This is a genomic window from Serratia sp. Res13-Sevr-LER1-36-b (assembly GCF_015673035.1).
In the GTDB taxonomy this organism is placed as follows: Bacteria; Pseudomonadota; Gammaproteobacteria; order Enterobacterales; family Enterobacteriaceae; genus Chania; species Chania fonticola_C.
Map to the genome: position 1 here is coordinate 305,626 of NZ_JADACK010000005.1, position 21,756 is coordinate 327,381.

General features: G+C 57.4%; 20 protein-coding genes. 5 read left to right on the forward strand and 15 right to left on the reverse strand.

What is annotated here, in order from left to right; genetic code table 11:
* The first annotated feature begins 56 nt into the window (after window positions 1–56).
* The 3 genes from IMQ33_RS02480 to IMQ33_RS02490 all read left to right on the forward strand — a co-directional run bounded on the left by IMQ33_RS02480 (window position 57) and on the right by IMQ33_RS02490 (window position 3,515).
* A complete protein-coding gene (locus IMQ33_RS02480; protein WP_065685215.1) occupies window positions 57–959 on the forward strand; it encodes an ABC transporter permease in 903 nt (300 codons plus the stop codon).
* On the forward strand, window positions 956–1,750 hold the full coding sequence (locus IMQ33_RS02485) for an ABC transporter ATP-binding protein (RefSeq protein WP_024485284.1): 795 nt from the start codon (window positions 956–958) through the stop codon (window positions 1,748–1,750). Before IMQ33_RS02480 ends, IMQ33_RS02485 begins: the two co-directional genes overlap by 4 nt.
* A 166-nt stretch (window positions 1,751–1,916) precedes the next feature.
* A complete protein-coding gene (locus IMQ33_RS02490; protein WP_098927774.1) occupies window positions 1,917–3,515 on the forward strand; it encodes an ABC transporter substrate-binding protein in 1,599 nt (532 codons plus the stop codon).
* 65 nt (window positions 3,516–3,580) lie between these two features.
* On the opposite strand, the gene IMQ33_RS02495 is transcribed toward IMQ33_RS02490, so the two are convergent.
* From IMQ33_RS02495 to hydN, 15 genes are all read right to left on the reverse strand, one after another.
* The gene (locus tag IMQ33_RS02495; RefSeq protein WP_196061455.1) at window positions 3,581–4,795 is read right to left on the reverse strand and encodes an O-antigen ligase; all 1,215 of its coding nucleotides are present in this window, start codon (window positions 4,793–4,795) and stop codon (window positions 3,581–3,583) included.
* Window positions 4,796–4,814: 19 nt separating this feature from the next.
* On the reverse strand, window positions 4,815–5,984 hold the full coding sequence (rfaQ, locus tag IMQ33_RS02500; RefSeq protein ID WP_196061456.1) for a putative lipopolysaccharide heptosyltransferase III: 1,170 nt from the start codon (window positions 5,982–5,984) through the stop codon (window positions 4,815–4,817).
* A gap of 405 nt (window positions 5,985–6,389) precedes the next feature.
* Complete coding sequence (gene fdhF / locus IMQ33_RS02505; RefSeq protein WP_083196388.1) at window positions 6,390–8,534, reverse strand: formate dehydrogenase subunit alpha; 2,145 nt, start codon at window positions 8,532–8,534, stop codon at window positions 6,390–6,392.
* Window positions 8,535–8,736: 202 nt separating this feature from the next.
* Window positions 8,737–9,189: a hydrogenase maturation peptidase HycI gene (gene hycI, locus IMQ33_RS02510; protein ID WP_065685210.1), complete on the reverse strand. Its 453-nt coding sequence runs from the start codon at window positions 9,187–9,189 to the stop codon at window positions 8,737–8,739.
* Window positions 9,186–9,602, reverse strand: coding sequence for a formate hydrogenlyase maturation HycH family protein (locus IMQ33_RS02515; RefSeq protein WP_024529681.1), 417 nt, complete (start codon window positions 9,600–9,602; stop codon window positions 9,186–9,188). The genes hycI and IMQ33_RS02515 overlap by 4 nt, the downstream gene beginning before the upstream one ends.
* Window positions 9,592–10,377 (reverse strand): NADH-quinone oxidoreductase subunit B family protein, encoded by a 786-nt coding sequence (locus IMQ33_RS02520; RefSeq protein ID WP_024529682.1) that lies wholly within the window; start codon window positions 10,375–10,377, stop codon window positions 9,592–9,594. Before IMQ33_RS02520 ends, IMQ33_RS02515 begins: the two co-directional genes overlap by 11 nt.
* A 1-nt stretch (window position 10,378) precedes the next feature.
* Entirely contained in the window at window positions 10,379–10,924 is a 546-nt protein-coding gene (gene hyfH, locus IMQ33_RS02525) for a hydrogenase 4 subunit H (RefSeq protein ID WP_065685208.1), read from the reverse strand.
* A 10-nt stretch (window positions 10,925–10,934) separates the two neighbouring features.
* Window positions 10,935–12,725, reverse strand: a complete 1,791-nt coding sequence (locus tag IMQ33_RS02530) for a hydrogenase large subunit (protein WP_173409487.1) — start codon at window positions 12,723–12,725, stop codon at window positions 10,935–10,937.
* Window positions 12,668–14,251: a hydrogenase 4 subunit F gene (locus IMQ33_RS02535; protein ID WP_161739887.1), complete on the reverse strand. Its 1,584-nt coding sequence runs from the start codon at window positions 14,249–14,251 to the stop codon at window positions 12,668–12,670. The genes IMQ33_RS02530 and IMQ33_RS02535 overlap by 58 nt, the downstream gene beginning before the upstream one ends.
* A gap of 4 nt (window positions 14,252–14,255) precedes the next feature.
* Entirely contained in the window at window positions 14,256–14,906 is a 651-nt protein-coding gene (gene hyfE, locus IMQ33_RS02540; RefSeq protein WP_196061457.1) for a hydrogenase 4 membrane subunit, read from the reverse strand.
* An 11-nt stretch (window positions 14,907–14,917) separates the two neighbouring features.
* Window positions 14,918–16,375 carry a hydrogenase 4 subunit D gene (locus IMQ33_RS02545; RefSeq protein WP_065685205.1) on the reverse strand — a complete coding sequence of 486 codons (1,458 nt, stop codon included), beginning with the start codon at window positions 16,373–16,375 and terminating at the stop codon, window positions 14,918–14,920.
* A 17-nt stretch (window positions 16,376–16,392) separates the two neighbouring features.
* Window positions 16,393–17,343: a respiratory chain complex I subunit 1 family protein gene (locus IMQ33_RS02550; protein WP_304621653.1), complete on the reverse strand. Its 951-nt coding sequence runs from the start codon at window positions 17,341–17,343 to the stop codon at window positions 16,393–16,395.
* A gap of 11 nt (window positions 17,344–17,354) precedes the next feature.
* The gene (hyfB, locus tag IMQ33_RS02555; protein WP_065685203.1) at window positions 17,355–19,370 is read right to left on the reverse strand and encodes a hydrogenase 4 subunit B; all 2,016 of its coding nucleotides are present in this window, start codon (window positions 19,368–19,370) and stop codon (window positions 17,355–17,357) included.
* Between the two features lie 2 nt (window positions 19,371–19,372).
* Window positions 19,373–19,993 carry a 4Fe-4S dicluster domain-containing protein gene (locus IMQ33_RS02560; RefSeq protein WP_065685202.1) on the reverse strand — a complete coding sequence of 207 codons (621 nt, stop codon included), beginning with the start codon at window positions 19,991–19,993 and terminating at the stop codon, window positions 19,373–19,375.
* 31 nt (window positions 19,994–20,024) lie between these two features.
* Window positions 20,025–20,567, reverse strand: a complete 543-nt coding sequence (gene hydN / locus IMQ33_RS02565) for an electron transport protein HydN (RefSeq protein WP_065685201.1) — start codon at window positions 20,565–20,567, stop codon at window positions 20,025–20,027.
* A 512-nt stretch (window positions 20,568–21,079) separates the two neighbouring features.
* Here hydN and hypA point away from each other — a divergent pair.
* Together hypA and hybG are read left to right on the forward strand one after the other, a co-directional pair.
* Window positions 21,080–21,424 (forward strand): hydrogenase maturation nickel metallochaperone HypA, encoded by a 345-nt coding sequence (gene hypA, locus IMQ33_RS02570; protein ID WP_065685200.1) that lies wholly within the window; start codon window positions 21,080–21,082, stop codon window positions 21,422–21,424.
* Between the two features lie 15 nt (window positions 21,425–21,439).
* Window positions 21,440–21,733, forward strand: coding sequence for a hydrogenase maturation factor HybG (gene hybG / locus IMQ33_RS02575; RefSeq protein WP_065685199.1), 294 nt, complete (start codon window positions 21,440–21,442; stop codon window positions 21,731–21,733).
* Window positions 21,734–21,756 lie beyond the last annotated feature (23 nt).

Here is a 21,756-nt window from a genome sequence, read left to right on the forward strand (position 1 = left end):
CATCGGGTGTAAATGGCCTGCCGCAGGTGGCAGGCCAAGATGTTTATGAGGTACGCATGTCGTTAATTTCCCTGATGGGCGCTTTGGAGATCGGCCTGATCTTTGCGCTGGTCGCGTTGGGCGTATTGATCTCCTTTCGCTTACTCAATTTTCCCGATCTGACGGCCGATGGCAGCTTCCCTCTAGGGGGCGCAGTAGCCGCGGTGATGATTGTCAGCGGTTATAACCCTTGGCTGGCGTGTTTGCTGGCGGCTATCGCGGGTGCCGGTGCTGGCTGTTTGACGGCCTGGCTGCACGTGCGGCTCGGTATTTTGCAACTGCTAGCCAGCATTTTGGTGATGATTGCCCTGTATTCCATCAACCTGCGCATTATGGGGGCACCAAACCTGGCCCTGATCGGCTTACCTAGCGTTTTCACTCCTTTCATCAGTCAGGTTGAAGACAACGCCTGGCTGATCCAACCAATATTGCTGCTGGTGGTGGTTGTCGTCGTCAAACTGGCACTCGACGCGTTCCTGACCTCTGAGGTCGGCCTTGCGCTGCGGGCTACCGGAGCGAATCCACGCATGGCACGCGCTCAGGGGATTGCGACCAGTCGGCTAACGGTGATCGGCATGGCGGTGTCCAATGCGCTGATAGCGCTGGCGGGGGCACTGTATGTACAGACTCAGGGGGGCGCCGATATCTCCATGGGGATCGGCACCATCGTCGTCGGGCTGGCGGCGGTGATCATCGGTGAAACGCTGTTGCCTGCCCGTAGCCTGTTCCTGATCACTATGGCGACCCTGTTAGGGGCATTGCTGTACCGCCTGATGATCGCTCTGGCCCTGAATGCAGACTTTATCGGCTTGCAGGCGCAGGATCTGAATCTGATCACTGCGCTGCTGGTTACGTTGGCGCTGGTCCTGCCTAAGCTGAAACAAAAATTGAAAAGCAAGCGGGGGAGGCAGCCATCATGATGCGTGCCGAGCAGTTGTTTAAAACCTTTAACCCTGGAACCCCGCTGGAGAACCCGGTATTACGTGGCCTGTCGTTGAACATCGAGGCCGGGCAGTTTGTGACGGTCATTGGCAGTAATGGGGCAGGGAAGTCTACCTTGCTCAATGCGGTCAGCGGTGATATTACCCCCGATCGCGGCCAAGTGTTTATTGGCGAACAGGACGTTACCCTGATGCCCGCCTGGCGCCGTGCCGGTATGGTCGCCCGTGTGTTCCAGGATCCGCTGGCGGGAACCTGTGAGGGGCTGAGCATTGAGGAGAATCTGGCACTGGCACTGCAGCGCGGCCAAACCCGAGGATTTCAGCGTGCCGTCAAGAGCAAACAGCGGCAGCTGTTCCGTGACAAGCTGGCCACGTTGGAACTGGGGCTGGAGAATCGTTTAGGGGATCACATGGGCCTGCTGTCTGGCGGGCAGCGTCAGGCTGTCAGCCTGCTGATGGCGTCGCTACAGCCTTCTCGTCTGCTCTTGCTGGATGAACATACCGCCGCGCTCGATCCTAAAACGGCGGCCTTTGTGCTGGCATTGACCGACCGTATTGTTGCCGAGCAGCAATTAACCGTACTGATGGTGACACATTCCATGCGCCAGGCGCTGGATCATGGCCATCGGACCGTGATGTTGCACCAGGGACGGGTGGTGCTGGATGTTGTCGGTGAGCAACGGGCCAACATGCAGGTCACCGATCTGCTGGCGATGTTTGAGAAAACTCGTGGTGAAAAGCTGGATGATGATGGGTTACTGCTGAGCTGAGGGTGTTCACTTGGTTGGGGCGCGGCACATGCTGCGCCCACGCAGCTGAATAAAACAGCAAAAACAACGGTTTTGGCATAACCTGAGAGCAATTGGTTATTTGCCTGGTTTCACCGTCCGTGCTGAGATTGTCGCCTGCTAAAAAAAGTCAAACAAGGCGATGACCATGTCTACAGGGAAAACGCTGCTCGCGCTGGCGCTGAGCACATTCTTACCGGCAAGCGCTGCCATCGCGGCAGCTAACGATACACTGATTTATTGCTCCGAGGCGTCACCGGAGTCGTTCAACCCGCAGATTGCCAGTTCTGGCCCAACGTTCGTTGCCAGCTCGCAGGTGCTGTATAACCGCTTAATCAATTTCGATCCGGTTAACAACACGCCAACGCCTTCATTGGCGACTAAATGGAAAATTTCGCCAGACGGCAAAACCTACACCTTTACCCTGCGCCAAGGGGTGAAATTCAACAGCAACAAAAACTTCAAGCCGACCCGCGATTTTAATGCTGATGATGTGGTGTTTTCGGTGTTACGCCAGAAAGATCCAAATCACCCCTACCACAAGGTATCGCAGGGTAATTACGAATATTTTCACGACGTAGGTCTGGATACGCTGATTAAGGAAGTGAAAAAGCTGGACGATTATCACGTTCAGTTCGTTCTGAGCGAGCCGAACGCCGCGTTTCTGGCCGACTGGGGGATGGACTTTGCGTCGATCCTTTCCGCCGAATACGCCGATGCGATGCTGAAAAAAGGCACGCCAGAATATGTGGATACCTGGCCAATCGGCACCGGCCCTTACGTCTTGCAGCAGTATAAAGTCGATTCACTGATCCGCTATGCTGCCAACCCTGATTACTGGGATGGTGAGGTGCCGACCAAGCATCTGATCTTCTCCATAACGCCGAACGTACAGACGCGCCTGGCGAAACTCCAGACCAACGAGTGCCAGATTATCCCCGCACCGGCTCCGGTACAGTTTGATGAAATCAATAAAAACCAAGATCTGACCCTGCATAAGGTAGATGCGCTGAACGTCGGTTATCTGGCGTTTAACACCGAGAAAAAACCGTTGGATAACGTGCTGGTACGCCAAGCCCTAAACTATGCCACTGACAAAAAGGCGATAGTTAACGCGGTGTTTTTAGGTTCGGCCACGGTGGCGAAATCGCCGCTGCCGCCAAATATGCTGGGCTTTGATAAAGACCTGCAGGATTACGGCTACGATCCACAAAAAGCCAAGGCGTTGCTGAAACAGGCCGGGTTGGAAAAAGGTTTTGAGATCACGTTGTGGTCGATGCCGGTTCAGCGCCCGTATAACCCGAACTCCAAGCGTATTGCGGAAATGCTGCAAAGCGATTGGGAAAAGGTCGGTGTGAAGGCGAAGATCGTCTCTTACGAGTGGGGGGAATATCTCGCCGGTATGCGTAAGGGCGAGCATGACACCGCGCTGTTTGGCTGGATGTCTGATAATGGCGATCCGGATAACTTTGCCGAGGTATTGCTGGGCTGCAACAGTATCAAAACCGGCTCGAATGCTGCGCGCTGGTGCGATAAAACCTATGATGGGCTGGTACAGCAGGCCAGGTTGACTAGCGTCCCTGCCGAACGTGCGAAACTCTATGGCCAGGCGCAGGAAATCTTTTACCAGCAGGCTCCGTGGATTGCGCTGGCGAATGGTAAAACCTTCTATGCCACGCGTAGCAACGTCAGTGGTTATAGCGTCAGCTTGATGGGCAGTGATTTCTCCAAAGCCAAACTGAATTAACCGCAGGCCAGATTGAAAACGGGGGGCTGCAACGGCGCCCCCAGAACACAATGAGACGGTTGAGGTTATTTAGGCTGCCGAACAACTCTGGAGCCAGCAAGTACGGCGGCCAACACCATAAACAGATGCCCTTCGGCGGAATCCAGCAGGAACGAGTTGAACAGGTGGCAGGCCAGATAACTGCCGAGCACGGCAACCAGCAGGTTGCGGCAGGCTGTTGGTTGCTGCCAGGCCGCCCGGAAGCAGCACCACATCCAGCCCAAAAACAGCGCCAACCCCAGCAAGCCATTTTGTACCGTTTCCAGCAGATACTCATTGTGCGGGTTATGCACGCTGTAACCGGTCTGCGCGTTGCCATACCAGAAGCTCCCGGCCCCGTTCCCCAGCAGCGGGGCCTGTTTTATCAGGCGTAGTGATTCGCGGGCAAAGGCGGTGCGTTGCCCCATCGAGTTGTCGCAAGCTTGATAGGCCTGGTCTGCCGGGGCCAGCACGCAATTGCGCACCTCAGCAAGGCCGAGCGTCAGGCGCTCCGTCGCTCTATTGGGGATAAAAATCAGCATAATGGCCAGCAGCAAGCCACAGGCTAGTACCCCCAACCTCTGCCAGCGGGGCAGCGTCAGCAGCAACCAAAGCCCCACGCCGACCAATAGCGCCACATAGCCGGTGCGCCCCTGTACCATCAGCAGCACGTTCGCCGTTGCCAGCAGAACCCATGCCACATAACACCAACGCAGCACACCTGATTGCCCAAAAGCACGGGTTAGCCATATCAACGCAGCAAACGCCATAAACACGTTCTGGGTTATCTGCAGTTTAAACACCGTTGGGTTCTGCGGATCGAGGCCACCCAGCGTCACATGCCCGACCCCCGAAGCCAGGCTGATCGCCAGTATCACGGCATTGGCGAGCAGAAAGCCGCTGATAAAGCGGGTGATAAGCCTGGAGTCGCTGAGAAAGAACAACGCCAAGGGCAATACATACAGCAGCTTTTGATACTTGCCGACCATCTTCGGGCCGTATTCGTGGTGCTGGGTCAATAACGAGGCGGCCAGTAGTGCAAACATCAATGCGGGCAGCCACACCAGCGGTTGTTTGAGCAAAGGTATCAACTGGCGAAAGTCGCGCTGCCACAGCAGACATATTGCCGCCAACACCAGCGAAGCATTCATCAGCGCATTGGACGTCGGTAGGGACGCGCCGAGCAAAAACGCCGTAAAGCCAAACAGCCGAAGGCGGGCAGGGGAGAGTAACGATACAGAACACGGTTCGGTGGATGACATGAAGTGGCTCAAATCAGGGTTAATTAAACACGGTGTCATTCACCGTGCGGGAAGTTGGTATTTCCAGGCAGGTAAGCTGGCGGTTTATGGCTCGGATAACCTCACTGGCGGGAATAGCGTCCAGATAACGTTCCGAGGTAGCGGTGTCCACCTCGTCGGGTTGCGGTAATGAGCGGTAGTTGCCTGCCCATAACAGGATGTGCTGAGCCTGCCAGGGTGACCACTGTTGCAGATTGCTGGGGCCGAACAGCACGACGGAAGGCGTCTGCAAGGCGGCGGCCATATGCATTGCTACCGAATCCACACCGATAAACAGCTTCGCCCGATCGATCAAGACGGCAAGTTCCGGCAGGTCCAGGCGACCGGCCAGATTGACCACCCGTTGTGGCATGGAACAGTGGGCCAGAATGGCGGCTATCATGGCGATCTCATCGGCAGAACGCCCGCAGGTCAGCACCACGGTTTCTCCGCTGGCGGTGAGATAGTCGATAACCCGTGCGAATCCCGCCACTGACCAGGTTTTGAACGCCCAGCGCGCGGTAGGCTGGATCAGCACGAAATCCGTCAGGTGATGATGTTGGCTGAGGCGGTCGATCTCATCGACATCGCGCTGCCGGTAAGCCTGGGTGACCTTGGTCACCAAGGTCGGTAATGCCAGTGGGGCCAGAATAGCGAGGTTATTGAGCACGGTGTGCCGTTGGTCATGCCCGTCCACCGGCACCAACAACGAATGGCAAGCTCGCCACAGACGATTATTACGCTTGGGGTAAGCAAACCCTAGGCTGAACGTCGGTTTGAGAAAGCGGCAATACAACGCAGCCCGCCACTGGTCGGACAGATTAATCACCAGGTCGTAGTGGCCAGTGTTGAGGCTGTTCCACAGGGCTTGCTCACCGCGATACTGTGCCTTGCAGCCCTGCCGTTTTAGGCTTCGATCGACGGTATAGGTCAGATAGACATCTCGATTACCTGCCAGCATCGCCTCGGTGCCGTCATACACCAGCACGTCAATCAGGGCGCTGGGGTAATTGGCGCGTAGCGTACTGAGCAACGGGGTAGTTAGCAGGACGTCACCAAAGTGACGCAGCTTGATAACCAGGATGCGCTGTACCCGTTCGCGGTGCAGTAATCGGTTGGGCAAGCGGCGATCGGGTAACCCGGCTTTGCCAGCACTCGTCACGAACGTCATATTTTGCTGATGTATCCCAGAGATCGATAATCTGCCGTGCGGACCTTTTCATCTGTCATCTTCACTTTTCCTGTTTATTGAAAGCCCGTTATTTCGACGCTTGCGGCCGACGTGTTATGCATGGGTTTCAAGATGCACCAAGCCCCACGACACCCAAGGCGATCTTATAGGTGGCGGAAAGACAAAGATAATTGGTTGTACAGATCAATAAGATCAGACCGATCGTTGAAAACGATCAATCCTTGACAAAGTAAGGGGGTATTGTGCGGGCTTGTCAGTCACGGGATAACATGTCTATTAGGAATTTTAGTATGGCAGCCATTGGCAGAAGTGTGAGGATGAATAGCGGGTGGTGAGAGATGCGTGGAAAGCCGAACCTCGTCCCTGAGGTTCGGCTTTTACAGATTAGCCCGCAGCGGCCTCGCGTAGGCGCTGTTTGATCTTGCTGTACTCCTGCTGAACGTAATGTTCTGCCTGCCCTTGATCCTTAATCGGCTCAATCTGCACGGCGCAGTATTTGTATTCCGGCGTTTTGGTTATCGGGCTGAGGTTTTCCGCCACCAGCTCGTTACAGGCACCGATCCACCATTGGTAGGTCATGTAGATCGCACCCCGGTTAGGGCGTTCGCTGACGTTGGCACGGGTAATGACCTTGCCCTGACGCGAACGTACCCACACCAATGCCTGATCCTCAATCCCCAACCGTGCGGCGTCTTCCGAGTTGACTTGCACATAGCCCGGTTCATCGGCCAACGCGACCAGTGCCTTACAATTGCCGGTCATCGAACGGCAGGAGTAATGGCCCACTTCGCGTACCGTCGACAGCACGAACGGGAACTCATCGCTGAGCTGATCGATCGGCGGAGCCCACTCACAGGTAAAGAACTCCGCTTTGCCACCGGGCCGAGAGAATTCCCCGCCTTCGTACAGATAAGGCGTACCCGGGTGATCCAACGTTGGGCAAGGCCACTGAATGTAGGCCAGGTCCGCCATTTTCTCGTAGGTAGCGCCGTAATAGATCGGGCACAGCTCGCGCAGTTCGTCCCAGATTTCCTGCGTATTGTTGTAGTGCATCGGATAACCCATGGCCGTCGACATCAGGCTGATGATTTGCCAGTCCGTCTTCACATCGCCCACCGGCTCCACTGCTTTATAGAAGCGTTGGAAGCCGCGGTCTGCCGCGGTATACACCCCTTCATGCTCGCCCCAGGAGGTTGCCGGGAAAATAACGTCGGCAATCGCGGCGGTTTTGGTCATGAAGATATCCTGCACGATCAGCAGATCCAGCTTCTCAAAGGTTCTACGGATGGTGGCTAAATCCGGCTCCGTTTGCAGCGGATCTTCCCCCATGATGTAGTGCGCTTTGAGTTTGCCATGGTCGATATTGTGCGGTACTTCGCTCAACGCATAGCCGATCTCGGCGGGCATTGCGTCGATCCCCCAAGCGTTGGCAAACCTTTCCCGCGCCTCGGCATCCGTTACCTGGAAATAGCCGGGCAGGGTGTTAGGCAACGCGCCCATATCACAGGCACCCTGAACGTTGTTCTGTCCGCGCACCGGGTTGACCCCGACGTTCGGCTTGCCCAGGTTACCGGTCAGCATCGCCAGGCTGGTCAGCGCACGCACGGTTTCCACGCCCTGATAGAACTGGGTGACGCCCATGCCCCACAGGATGGTGGCCGTTGGCGCGCTGGCATACATGCGTGCCGTTTCACGGATCTGCTGGGCATTGAGACCCGTGGTTTTTTCAACCGACTCCGGTGGGTAGCCCGCCACGATGGCGCGATACTCATCGAACTGCTCGGTATGCTGTTCAACAAACGCCTGATCGTACAGGTTCTCCTCAATCATCACATGAGCGAGTGCGTTGATCAGGGCGATGTTGGAACCGTTTTTCAACGGCAAATGGATATCCGCAATACGCGCCGTTTCGATGTAGCGTGGATCGCAAACAATGACCTTGGCTCCTTTCTCCTTCGCCTTGAGAATGCGGCGGGCGACAATAGGATGCGAGTCCGCAGCGTTATAGCCGAAGACAAAAATACACTGGGTATCCTCAATCTCGCAGATGGAGTTACTCATGGCGCCGTTACCGACCGATCGCTGCAGACCTGCAACCGAGGGGCCGTGTCAGACGCGTGCGCAACAGTCGATATTGTTGGTACCGACGGTGGCGCGAGCAAATTTCTGCATCACATAGTTGGCTTCGTTACCGGGCCCGCGCGAGGAACCGGTCGTCATAATCGCATTAGGGCCGTATTTTTCTTTAACGGCCAGCAGGCGCGAACTGGCGAACTCAATGGCCTCTTCCCAAGACACCGATTCCAGTTTGCCACCCCGTTCCCGGCGGATCATCGGCGTTTTCAGCCGTGGCGTCAGGATCTTGGTATCGTGAACGAAATCCCAGCCGTAATACCCTTTCAGGCATAGCTCGCCCTGATTGGTCACGCCGTTAGCGCCTTCGGCCTTAACGATCCTGCCGTTGTCGACTATCAGGTTGATTTTGCAACCTGAAGCGCAATAAGGGCAGACCGTGATGACTGTTTTCATCTCCTGCACTCCTTGTTAAACCTGTTCGACATTGCTCAACACGCCACTGGACCAGCAAATCTCCCCGGTGACGAAAAATGTGTCTCACTTATTTGAAGCATAAATTGTGCCACGCTGACTTGATGTGGATTAATGACTGGCATTTATTGTCATCATTCACCCCCGCCCCAAGCTTTCGTGTTGCGGTATCAGGCGCTGCTATTCAGAGCCGCTCAAAGCTTTCCCCCGTATCCCATATTGATAACCGTTGATAAATCACCCGTACCGCCTGCGTCACTTTCTCCGTCATCGGGAAATAAAACATCACCACGTCCGGCTGAACGCCGAGAAATATCACTTCCTCAATATCCTCACGTAGCTGGTCGATCAGGAAATTGAGCGGCATATTGTGGGTACTCATAAAGAACATCTCGGCAATATCGTCAGGATTGACGATGCGGATCTCGCCGGGCGCCAATTCCATATCGGTGGCATCGACAATCACCAGCCGGTTGGGCTTAAGATCGCGGATCTGATGGGTCACGTTTTCCGGTGTGGAGCCGCCGTTAACGGCGATCCAACCCTCGATCGGCGTTTCGGCCATCATCTCGGCCAGCAAGGGCCCGGCACCGTCGTCCCCCATCATGCTATTGCCTACGGTAAGTACGACATTCATGGGTTCGTCACCTTCTTCACAATCAGATAGATAGCAGGCTCCCGCTCAATCTCGGCGAGCAAGCCGAGCAGCTTGCTACTCCATTCGCTAAAGGGCGCCGGTTGGCTATCGATCAACGGGGCCAGGGCATTGGCCAGCAGACTGGTGTGGGTGGAGTCGATGGTGATTTCGCCGAAGGTCAGCAGGCCACGCATCTTGCGTTGGGCCTCACCCTCCGGGAACTGCTCAACCCAGGTTTGATATTGCGGCAATGGGCAGCTCAGCTCGGTATTCAGGCAGTCAATCACCCCTACGTGGTGGCCAATCGCCAGCGAGTAATACATCACCTGCTGCGCCTGGGCAGGCATGTCGTCATCGCTATCAAGGAACTTCTGGCGTAATGACCAGAACACCGCCTTACCTTCATTTTGCATGGGTAAGCTCCTGTTGCAGGCAGTCAACCAGGCACGCGACAATCTCGCGCAGGCGAGGATCGCTTTCCTGTTGCAACCATTCCTCCAGGCGCAACGTGGCCGCATCCATGCTGGCACCGGCCAACAGGGAGAGGAAACGGTCGCTGATGATGCGGCCTTGGTAGTAGCCCGCCAGACGGCGTGCCTCGCGTTCAATCAGGACGCGGGTATGCAGTGGGATGCCTGGCAGCAGCAATGCTGCCTTTTCGTCTACCTGCTCAAGGTGGTTTTCGCCCTTCAGCTTTTGCTCCAGTAGGCCTAGGGCCACGGCAAAACCGTAGATCGTAGCGGCAGGCGTCGGTGGGCAGCCGGGGATCCACACGTCAATCGGCACGATTGACTCGCTGCCGCCCCAGACGCAGTACAGATCGTGGAAAATCCCGCCGCCGCAGCCGCAGGCTCCGTAAGAGATACAGATTTTTGGATCGGGGGCTGATTCGTAAGCTCTGAGCGCGGGCACGCGCATGGCCCGGGTGACCGCGCCGGTAAACAGCAGAATATCGGCATGGCGCGGTGAGGGGACTACCTTGATACCAAAGCGCTCGGCATCAAATACCGGCGTGATAGCGGAGAAGATCTCGATCTCACAGCCGTTACAGCCGCCGCAGTCCACGCGATACACATAGGCCGAGCGTTTGATATCCTTCAGCAGCTTGCTCTTGAGTTTGGCGGTCTGTTCATCAACGGTGATCGGCGTGCTGCGGTGATGATTAACCTTGATATCGGGCATCGTCATATTATTTCGCTCCCGCCGGTTGGCTCAGTTTCATCGGCCGATGCTGGCTCAAAGTCTGTTTACGCTTGCAGGCGGGGCAGGTTTCGAACTGGGGCCGTAAGGCCTCAATGCTGTCTGCCCCCATGCCTGCGTGGGCCAGCAACGCCAGGGCGTAATTCACCGATTTGGTTGGCGTAAAGGGCTGTTGGCAACTGCGGCAGTTGAGCAGGGTAAAGGTGGCGCGGATATACAGATCGGGCTTGTGCATCACCGCCATTTCAAACTCTTCCGACAGCCTGATTGCCCGCGTCGGGCAAACCTCTTCACAGCGTGCGCAGAAGATGCAACGGCCAATGAACAACTGCCAGACGCGCTCGCCGCTGGCTTCATGGGTTTCCATGGTTAACGCATTCGCCGGGCAGGCCACGGTGCAGGCGCCGCAGGCGATACACTGCTCAGGATCGTACTCTGGCTTGCCACGAAAACCCGGGCACACCTCTAGCGGCTTAAACGGGTATTTCACCGTGACTTCACCGGCCTTTAGGATGGTTTTAAACAGTTTCAGCATGATCCCTCCCTCACTTGCACGGTGAATTGGTGCGTTCGATCCCGTAGCGTTCAATCTCCTTGTACGGTACGGTCTTCGCCTTACGCTTGTTGATATCGATCAGCGTGACGCGGTCGGTACAGGAGTAGCAGGGATCGAGGCTGCCGATAATCAGCGGGGCATCGGAAACCGTATTGCCGCGCAGCATATAACGCAGCACCGGCCAGTTGGCGTAGGTGGCCGCCCGGCAGCGCCAGCGGAACAGCTTCTGGTTATCCCCCAGCATGCTCCAGTGGATATCTTCACCGCGCGGGGCTTCGGCATAGCCCAAGGCAAACTTGTGCGGCTGATAGCGGAAACCTTCGGTGAGCAGCGGACCGCCCGGCAGGTTATCCAGGCCGTATTCGATCATCGCCAGTGAATCCAGCACTTCCTGCACGCGCACCATCACGCGCGAATACACGTCGCAGCCGTCGAAGGTGAACAGCGTTTTCGGCAATGAACCGTAGTTGGCATAAGGGTGGTCAAAGCGCATATCGCGCTTGAAGCCGCTGGCGCGGATCATCGGCCCCACCGGGCTGTAGTCGCGGGCAATCTGCCGATCCAACAGGCCAATGCCTTTGGTGCGCTGCTCTATATTTGGCGTGCCGAGCAGCATCTCTACCAGTTGCGTCACGTCGGCGCGCATCTCATGGATCAGCTTGATAGTTTTCACCCGCTGTTCTTTCAGGATGTCTCGGCGCACGCCACCGATCAGGTTGAGCCCATAGGTTTTACGCGATCCGGTTAACAGCTCCGCCATGGTCATCGATTTTTCGCGCACGCGGAAGAACTGCATAAAGCCGGTATCAAAGCCGACAAAGTGGCTCGATAACCCAATGTTCAGCAGGTGGCTGTGCAGCCGTTCGACCTCCAGCAGAATACTGCGGATAGCATGGGCGCGGGGAGGCACATAGATCCCCAACGCATTTTCCACCGAGGTGGTGTACGCCACGCTGTGGGTGAAGCCGCAGATCCCGCAGACCCGGTCGGACAGGAAAGTGACCTCCTGATAGCCCATACGAGTTTCGGCCAGCTTCTCCATCCCACGATGCACGTAGAACAGCCGGTAGTCGGCATCGACAATGCGCTCGCCGTCAACAAACAGGCGAAAATGCCCTGGCTCATCGGAGGTAATGTGCATCGGCCCGATCGGCACCACGCGCGATTCACCGGTGGCCGCATTTTCAAACGGGTAGGTTTCCACGTTAGTGGTTGGCTCGGGGCGCTGGCGGTAATCCATGGTGTCTTTACGCAGCGGGTAAAGATCGTCTGGCCAGTCGTCCGGCAATACCAGGCGGCGTTCGTCCGGGAGCCCCACCGGGATTAAACCGTACATATCACGGATTTCACGCTCGCCCCACACGGCGGCGGGAACGCGAGGGGTAACCGACGGGAACTCCAGCGTGATGGCGCTAACCTGAGCCTTGACGGTGATAAAACACTTTTCCCCTTCCTCCATCGACAGCACGTAGTAGACGGCGAAATCCCCGGTCAAAGTACGCTCGTCATTGCCAAACAGCACCGGCAGCCATCCGCCTAACTGGTAATAGAGGTATTCCACGATCTCGGGTAACGAATTCAGCTTGACCGTGATGGTGACCTGGTTGGCGGTTTGCCACTCGGCATCCAGCAATGCGGAGGGGAACTTCTCGCGCACTTTGGCCAGATAGCCTTTGCCGAGTTTCTCGTCGTTGTTGAGGGTCAATACGTGGGTTTCGTAGCTCACTTTACTTCTCCTGCCTGAGGTTCGGCCGCAGAGGAATGATTCTGAACGGCCCATGGCCAGCTCAATGGCTGGGCATGAGTGCCAGGCTTGTTGTTCATCACGATGTGGACCGCGTTTTCCAGCAGTCGGCTGACCGGTTGCGGGATATGGGTGCCCATCACCAGCATCAATACCAGCAGGATCACCATCGGTAAGGTCGTCAGTATTCCCAGTTCGCCTTTGTTGACCTCTTCTGGTTTGGCGCCGAACAGCACGCTGGCCACCATGCGGACCAACCCGGCCAATACCACCGTCAGCAGCAACAACAAGACGATGGTCAACGTAATATGGCCAGCCGCCAGCCCGGCGGTGACCGTCATAAACTCACTGAGGAAAATGTTGAACGGCGGCATACCGCCCAGCGCCAGGGCTCCCCCTGCCAGCAACACGGCGCTGAACGGCATGCATTTCAGCATCCCTTTCGCCACGGTAATATCGCGGGTGCCATACTTCAGCAGCACGTTGCCAGAGCCGCAGAACAGCAGGGTTTTTGCCAGGCTGTGGTTCAGGGTATGCAGCAGAGCCGCCAGAATACCCAGCGGGCCACCGATGCCGATAGCCACGGCGATCAGCCCCATGTTCTCCACGCTGGAGTAGGCCAGCAGCCGCTTGATATCGCGCTGCACCAGAATAAAGAAGGCCGCCACTGCGACAGAAAGGAAGCCAAACACCATCAACAGAGTGCCGGTAAAGTCATGGCCCAGGGTGGTGCTGATAATGATGTAGTAACGGATGATGATCAGCAGCGCGCAGTTGAGCAGGACGGCAGAGAGCAGGGCGCTGGTGGGGCTTGGTGCCTCACTGTGGGCGTCCGGCAGCCAGGCGTGCATCGGGAACAGCCCGGTTTTGGTGCCAAAACCAATCAGGATAAACACGAACGCCAGATGCATCAGCATCGGATCCAACTGCGTAGCGTGCTTGAGCACTTCCGTCCAGAAGATGGCGTCGTTGGGATCGGGCATAAAGCTGGCCGCGTTGGCGTACACCAGAATGGTGCCGAACAGCCCGAAGGCCACCCCGACGGTGCAGATAATGATGTACTTCCAGGCCGCCTCCAGCGAGGAGCTCTGCCCGTACAACCCCACCAGAAACGCCGAACTGAGCGTAGTGGCTTCGATGGCCGCCCACATCAGGATCAGGTTATTGCTGGTGATCACCAACAGCATGGTGAACAGGAACAGGTGGAAGAAGCCGTAGTAGTGACACAGCGTCGCTACCGAAATCTCGCCTTCATCAACCTCATGGCGCATATAGCCAATGGAGTAAAGTCCGGTAAGGCAGCCGATGATACCGAGGATCGCCAGGAATAGGGCGCTTAAGCTATCCAGATGCAGCCAGCGTCCGGCAGCCAGAATATCGCCTTGCTGGTACACCTGCATCACCACCCATAGGGAAATCGCCAGCAGCAGCATGATACCGACAAAGTGCAACAGCGTGACGCAGACCCGCGCAGCATTTCCCAGCAATCGACAGGCAAAGGTCAGCAGCGAGAAGGCCAGCGGCGTCAGCAGTAATAGAAACAGCATGGTGGTATTACTCATCATCTCACCCCTTCAACGCCGTCAGTTGTTCAACATTCAGCGTGTTGAGCGTGCGATAGATTTTGTGCGCCAGCACGGCCATCACGATCACCGCAAAAATGGCATCGGTGGCGATACCAATCTCCACCAGCTCCGGCGCGCGATTCGCCAGCAGCGCCAGCGTCAGGTGCGAACCGTTTTCCATCAGGCAGTAGCCAAACACCTGCTTGAGGATGTTGCGCTGGGTGACGATACACAGCAGGCCGAGCATGAAATGCCCCAGCGATACCGCCAGCGCCGGTTTCAGCGAGGCCAGCAGCGGCACCTGCACCGGCTCCACCACAAACCAGCACAGCAGTACAATCACCGCCGCGGCCAGCATCAGCATCACCGGGCCGATCAGGCTGCCGTTCGCCGAGGGATCGTCCATTTTGCGAAAGGCATAGGCCATGATCACCGGCACCAGCACCACCTTGGTGATAAAGGCGCTGATCGCCCACAGCGTGAGCTGGTGGGCGCCCAGGGTTTGCCCCAGCGTAAAGAAAATCAGCACCAATAGCAGCGACTGCAAGGCATAGAGCCAGCACGAGGCCACGGGCCGTTTGGCGCCAATTACCAGCAGCGAGGTGACCATCATCAGCCCCGCGAGGTTATTGACGATAAGTGAACCAGTCATAATCAACTCCCTTATCCAAGCCAGGCGACGGCAATCACGCTGGAACCTACCGACATCGCGATCAGAATCACTAACACCACGCTCATCACCAGCGGCAGCGGAGCGGCCTGTGCCACCTCATCACTGGGTTTGCCGGGAATAACGCGCCCAAACCAATAGATAAACCAGGCAAAGCTGGCGACCGATTCGATCAGCACCAGCACCATCAGCGGCGTCATCAGCCAGAACTCGTGCGACAGTTCAAAACCGGCGGCAAAAATCGGGAACTTGCTGAAGAAGCCGTTAAACGGCGGCACCCCGGTGATCGCCAACGCGGCTACACAGAACCCCACGCCCAGCAGCGGCATCTTGTTCATCACGCCCTGCAAGCGCGGCAACATCCGGGTGCCGCAGCTGTAGCTCAGCGCTCCGGCTACCAGGAAGAACAGGCTCTTGGCAAACGCGTGGTTAAAGATGTAGGCCACGCCACCGATAAAGGCGGTTTTGGAACCGAAGATGGAGATGGATAACGCCAGGAAGATATAGGAGAGCTGGGTGATGGTGGACCACGCCAGCAGACGCTTCATATCCTTTTGCGGTAGGTACATCAGGAAACCGTAAATCAGGGTGATAGTCGCCATGACGATGCCGACCCAGCCGATAATATGCGGCACCGTATCCGCAGACAGGATGGCGCGGGCATAGATGTAGACGCCCACCTTCACCATCGAAGCCGCGTGCAGATAGGCGCTCACCGGAGTAGGGGCTTCCATGGCATCGGGTAGCCAGGCCTGCAACGGAAGCTGGGCCGATTTCCCCCAGGCCGCAAACAGGATGCCGCCAAACACGACCAGACTGGCCGTACCGTTGAGCTGCGCAATCGCGCTCAGGGCGAAGGTGCCGGTATTGAGGAACAGCGTCGCTGCCGCCAGGTATAAGCCGATCGAGGCAATATGGGTGATCAGCAGGGCTTTCATGGCCGAGCGCTGTGCCTTCGGCGTCTGGTAGTAGCTAATCAGCCCCCAGGAACAGCCGCCGGTGATCTCGAAGAACAGCAATTGCCCCAGGATGGTGGAGGACATCACCAGCCCGGCCATCGCCCCGATAAAGATCAGCAGGAAAGCGTAATAGCGGTTGCTGCCCTCATGGGGATGTTCGCGGTTGGCCGTGGTGAGGTAACCGGTGGAATACAGGCTGACCAGCAGGCCAAGAAACACCACCGCGAAGACAATCAGCGTGCTGATGCGGTCGATGATAAAACCGAACAGTGCCACGTTGCCGTATTGCAGCAGCGTGATGGTGGTATCCGCCTTGCCATGGGCCAGGAATAACCAACCGATGATCACCGTACCCAGCGTGGCCAGCAGTGCAAACAGGGTACAGATCCACTTGGCCATCCGTTGCGGCACGCAGGCCGTCAGCAGCGCACCGATAAACGGCAGCAGCAGCGTGGCGAGGGCGGTATATTGCAAACAGAGCGTATTTTCCATAATGGGTTTCCTGGCGGCTACAGACCGGTTAGGTAAAAGACAAAGGCCAGCGCCGCTACGCCAAAACCGAGCCAGGTAACGTGATGCGTCAACAAGAACCGCCCACGCGCCAAGGTATTTTCAAAAATGGAGGCGAGGACAAACACCGCCAGCAGCTTGGCCAGCATGATGACTGTCGCCAGTGCCAGCGCAGGCACCGTCAGTTCCGCCGCCTTGCCAAAGGGAATAAACACCGCCAGGAACAGCTCGGCTACCACCACCTGCTTGAGACCGATCCCCCATTTCACCAACGCCAGGCCAGAGCCGGAGTATTCGGTCAGCGGCCCTTCCTGAAGTTCCTGTTCCGCCTCCGCTACATCGAAGGGGATTTTGCCCATTTCGATAAATGCGGCGAAACCGCAGGCCAGCATGGCCAGCAGGGTAGCCGTCGGGGAACTCCAACCTTCGGTCAGGGTGGCGCTGATGGTGCCAATATTGGTGGACCCGGCAATCAGAGCCACCACCAGCAACGCCAGGATCAGCGTAGGTTCCACCAATACGCCCAGCGTCAGTTCGCGGCTGGCCCCGATCCCGGCAAACGGGCTACCGGTATCCAGACCAGACAGCGAGAAGAAGAAGCGGAACAGTGCGAACAGATAGAGCAGGGTGATCAAGTCCCCCGCACCGGCAAACGGCGACGTCCGCGTGAAGATGGGCAGCGTCATCGCCACCAGCAACATGCTGCTCAGCAACACATAAGGCATCACGCGGAATATGGCGCCCGACTGTGCCGGAGCCACCTCCTGGCGTTTGAACAGCTTGCCCATATCGCGGTAGTCCTGCCAAATGCCGGGGCCACGGCGCGAGTGCATCCGGGCGCGGATTTGGCGGGAGATCCCGGTGAACAGCGGCGCGAGCGCCAGCATTATCAGCGCCTGCATCAGCGCGAAGAGTCCCATCATTAACGACGGTGTTTCCTGCATCGACATGCTATTTCCCCTTAAACCGCGACAAGCAACAGCAGGATCACCAAGGCGATCACCACATACAGGCAATAGAAGCGGAAGTCGCCGCTCTGCATGCCCTGCAACCGCACACCCAGACGCTGAGAGGCCTTGACTAGCGGATTGATGATCCAGTCATCCCAGAACGGTTCGGCACGGGTTGCCCCTGCGGTGGTCTGTTCCAGTGCCCGCGACAATGCAGGCGTTGGATCGAGCTGCTTGCGCAGACGGTACAGCGAGGCAAACATGGCACGCAGTGGCTGGGTAAAGCCCCCTGCGGACACCGCCATCGCCTGCTCCCAGTTATAGCCACAGGCCCAAGGGTCGCCACGGCGGCGGAAGCTGGACTGATTGCTTTTCAGCAGCAGATACACCGCCAATGGGATCAGCGGCAGAGCGAGCAACAGGATAAAGGTCAACGCCGGCGACAGCATGGCCTGGCTGGCCAGTTGCGGCACCAGCATTGAACCTTGCACGACGGTAACGTCATGAGTGCCAACCAGCGTCATGGCAACCTGCGCCAGAATGGGTGCGACTACGCTGGCCCCCACGCCGAGCAGTACGCACAGCAGGGCCAGCAACAGCATGGAGACTGTCATCTGCCACGGCACTTCGCGAGCCTGCGCCGCTTTTTCACTGCGCGGCCCGCCGCAGAAGCTGACGCCGTAGACCTTGACGAAGCACATCGCCGCCAGCGCCCCGGTGATCGCCAGCATCACCATGGCAATCGGGCCGCTGAGGCGCATCACAAAGTTACCGTCGTGGCTCATGGAGAATAGCGATTGGTAGGTGTACCACTCGCTGATAAAACCGTTCAGCGGCGGCAGGGCGGAAATCGACATACAGCCGATCAGGAACGCCAGCCCGGTCAGCGGCATCAGCTTCGCCAGACCCCCCATCTGTTCCATATCGCGGGTATGCACGCGCCAAATCACGGCACCGGCCCCCAGGAACAGCAAGCCTTTAAACACCGCATGGTTGAGCAGGTGATACAGCGCGCCGAGCAGGCCCAGCGCAGCCATTATCGGATGTCCGCTAGCCATGCCGACCATTGCCACGCCAACGCCCATTAAAATGATGCCGATGTTCTCTACCGTGTGCCAGGCCAGCAGGCGTTTGATATCGTGCTCGGCCAACGCATACAGCACACCCAACACCGCAGACACCGCGCCGAAGGCCAGCACCACGATGCCCCACCACATTTCGGTGGCACCCAGCAGATCGATCCCGACCTTGATGATGCCGAAGATGCCGATCTTCACCATCACGCCAGACATCAGCGCAGAAGCATGAGAAGGGGCTGCTGGGTGGGCTCGCGGAAGCCAGCTGTGCAGCGGCAGCATCCCCGCCTTGGCCCCAAAGCCAAAGAAAGCCAGCAGGAAAACGACCGATGCCATCCAAGGGGAAAGCGACAGCGAACGGAAGGAGTCAAAGTCCAGGCTGCCGCTCTGCCGCCACATCAGGAAGAAGGCGATCATGATCAGCACCGATCCGGCATGGGCGATAAAGAAGTACAGCAAACCGGCGCTGATGGATTCGTCATCCTGATCGGCGATCACCAGGAACCAGGAGGCCAGCGACATCATTTCGAACAGAATGATGAAGTAGAAGGCGTTATCCATCACCACCAGCCCGACCATCGAGGCGATAAACAGGTTCATAAAGAACCCCATGCTCGCGGCGCCTTTACCGCGATATTCCTGCACATAGGCGATGGAATACAACGCGCAAACGGTGACCAGCAGCGAAATCACCACCAGCATAAAGGCCGCCAGCGAGTCCATGCGCACCACAAAAGCGGCAAACGAGAACAGGCCAGGGGTGGAGAAGGAGAGGGTATGCCCGCTTAACAGGACGGGAACGGCGCTGCATAGTCCTAACAGGCCACCGAGCATTGCGCTGATCCCCGCCAGCAAAATGGCAAGGCGCTCCCGGCGAAACAGCAGCAGCGACAGCACGCCACCGGCGACATAAATCACCAAAGCCCAAAGCAGTAGAGTGAGAGAGTCCATGTTTATTTCTGCCCCCTGACGAGAGAAGGAGAGGATGGCCAGCCGATCGCGACCTGGCCGGCTCGCGCCAAACGCCGGGCCTGCGCTTCCTGCTCAAGCTGCTGTTCATCGACGATATGCAAGGCATTGGTTGGGCAGATGCGTACGCATTCAGGCCCATCGGCGAGGAACGCGCAGAGATCGCACTTCACCGCCACCGTTTTAATCCCGGCATTCCAGGACAGATAGGGCGATTGGCTTGCGGGACTGGTTGGCACGTCGGGCAACAGTTCTGCCGGGACGTACTGTTCAAACATCGACGGGATATTGACCGGCCCACTGCCCGCAGGCGTGATTGCACCGAACGGGCAGGCCAGGCCACACAGCTTGCAGCCAATGCACAGGGTCTCGTTCAGCTCGATGGCGTGCTCGCCGTGCGTGATGGCATTGACCGGGCAAACGCGCGCGCAAGGGGCGTCTTCACATTGGCGGCAAAGCATCGGTGCCGTTTGCTCTCCGACGCGCGTCACCGTCAGTCTGGGATGCGACTGTAGCCCTTCAGCCTTATGCACCTCGGTGCAGGCGGCCATGCAGGTGTTGCAGCCGATACAGTGCTGAGGCTCCGCAATAACAAAGCGGTTCATGGCCGTTCCTCCAACAGAAAGCGATTCACGCTCACATTGCCAACGACAGTGGGGTGAGTGCGGCGCGGCGGCGTTTTTCCGCATTCATTTTTTGCAGCAGCTGTTGGTCTACGCAGTGCAGCGCATCGGTGGGGCAAAACTCCATACAGGCCGGGCCGTTGGCTCGCCCGGAGCAGAGATCGCACTTGTGCGCTTCTGCTTTCTCGGCGGCGGGGAACATCAAGGCATTGCCATGGTGGGGTACCGGGCGGGTGATCACTTCCATCACCCCATATGGGCAAGCCATGACGCAGGCTTTACAGCCGATGCAGCGTTCCTGCGTGACCTTGACCATGCCGTCGCTCTGGCTGATGGCCCCGTTGGGGCAAACGCTGGCGCAGGGGGCATCATCACACTGACGACACAGCACCACGGTGCTGACATTGCCGCCTTTCAGCAGATGCAGGCGAGGCGTGAAGTTGGCGGCATCCAGCGCCGAGACATCCTGGTTTTGGCTATGTGCCACTACGCAGGCGATCTCACAAGTGCGGCAGCCGATGCATTTTTGCGGATCGGCCATGATAAACCTGTTCATCAGTCACTCCTGGTTACCTTCCATCGTTAAACCCCAGGCGGCGAGCCTTTGAGTCTGTGCTGCCGTTAGCTATACATAAAACGTGCCAAACGTAATAAACACATACGAAACAAATGGTTGGGTTTTCATTGGCCGCATATGAACGGCTGATTGGCATAAACGACGACGCGGGAGGGGATATTCGTCACATTCAGCCCGGATTGGCGTCGTCACTTCGTCATTTTTGACGAAATCGGTAGCAAAAATGACGGTTTGGCCCTCACCCCAGCCCTCTCCCACAGGGAGAGGGAGCTGATAGCCCCTACTCTGTTGGGAGAAGGGCTGTCATATCAGCAACCTCGATCGCCTCTTTTAGCAAAGGTGAGTCAGCCGGTGTTTATGAAGGATCACTATACTTTCAGCCCAACTCGATCGGTCCCCTCTCCTTGGGGAGAGGGGCCAAGACATCACCTTGGCACCGTAATTGCACTAACTGAAGCTTCGGCCATTCATCACCGAACAACGGAGGACAGATGCATGAAATAACCCTGTGCCATCATGCGATGGAAATCATGCAGCAACACGCCCGGCAAAATCATGCCCGGCGCATTACCGCCGTCTGGTTTGAGATTGGCGCATTTTCCTGCGTGGAAGCGGAGTCCCTACGGTTCTGCTTCGATATGGTTTGCCGTGGCACCTTGGCCGAAGGCTGTGAGTTACATCTGCTCGAACAACAGGCCCAGTGCTGGTGTCACGACTGCCGGGCGGATATGCAACTGCTGGTTCCCCAGGTCTTGGTCTGCCCGCAATGCGGCGGGCGCAACCTGCGGGTGCAGGCGGATGACGGCTTGCAACTCAAGCGCCTGGAAATTGAATAACCAAGAGGAAAAAGCATGTGTATAGGCATTCCCGGTAAGATTGTGGCGCTGGACGAAAACCAACCCCAGCACGCCTGGGTCGACGTCTGCGGTGTGCAACGAGAAGTGAATATTGCCCTGGTGTGCCAGGACGATGAACCGCCAGAAGCGCTAATCGGTAGCTGGGTGCTGATCCATGTAGGCTTTGCCATGAGCCGCCTGGATGAGCACGAAGCACAGGAAACCTTGTCGGCGCTGCAAGCTATGGGGGAAGTGGAGCAGGACGTCGCGCTGTTCCTGGCAGGCGAAGGTGGCCAGGAACGGCGATAAATTGTGCTATCCCCGGCAAATGA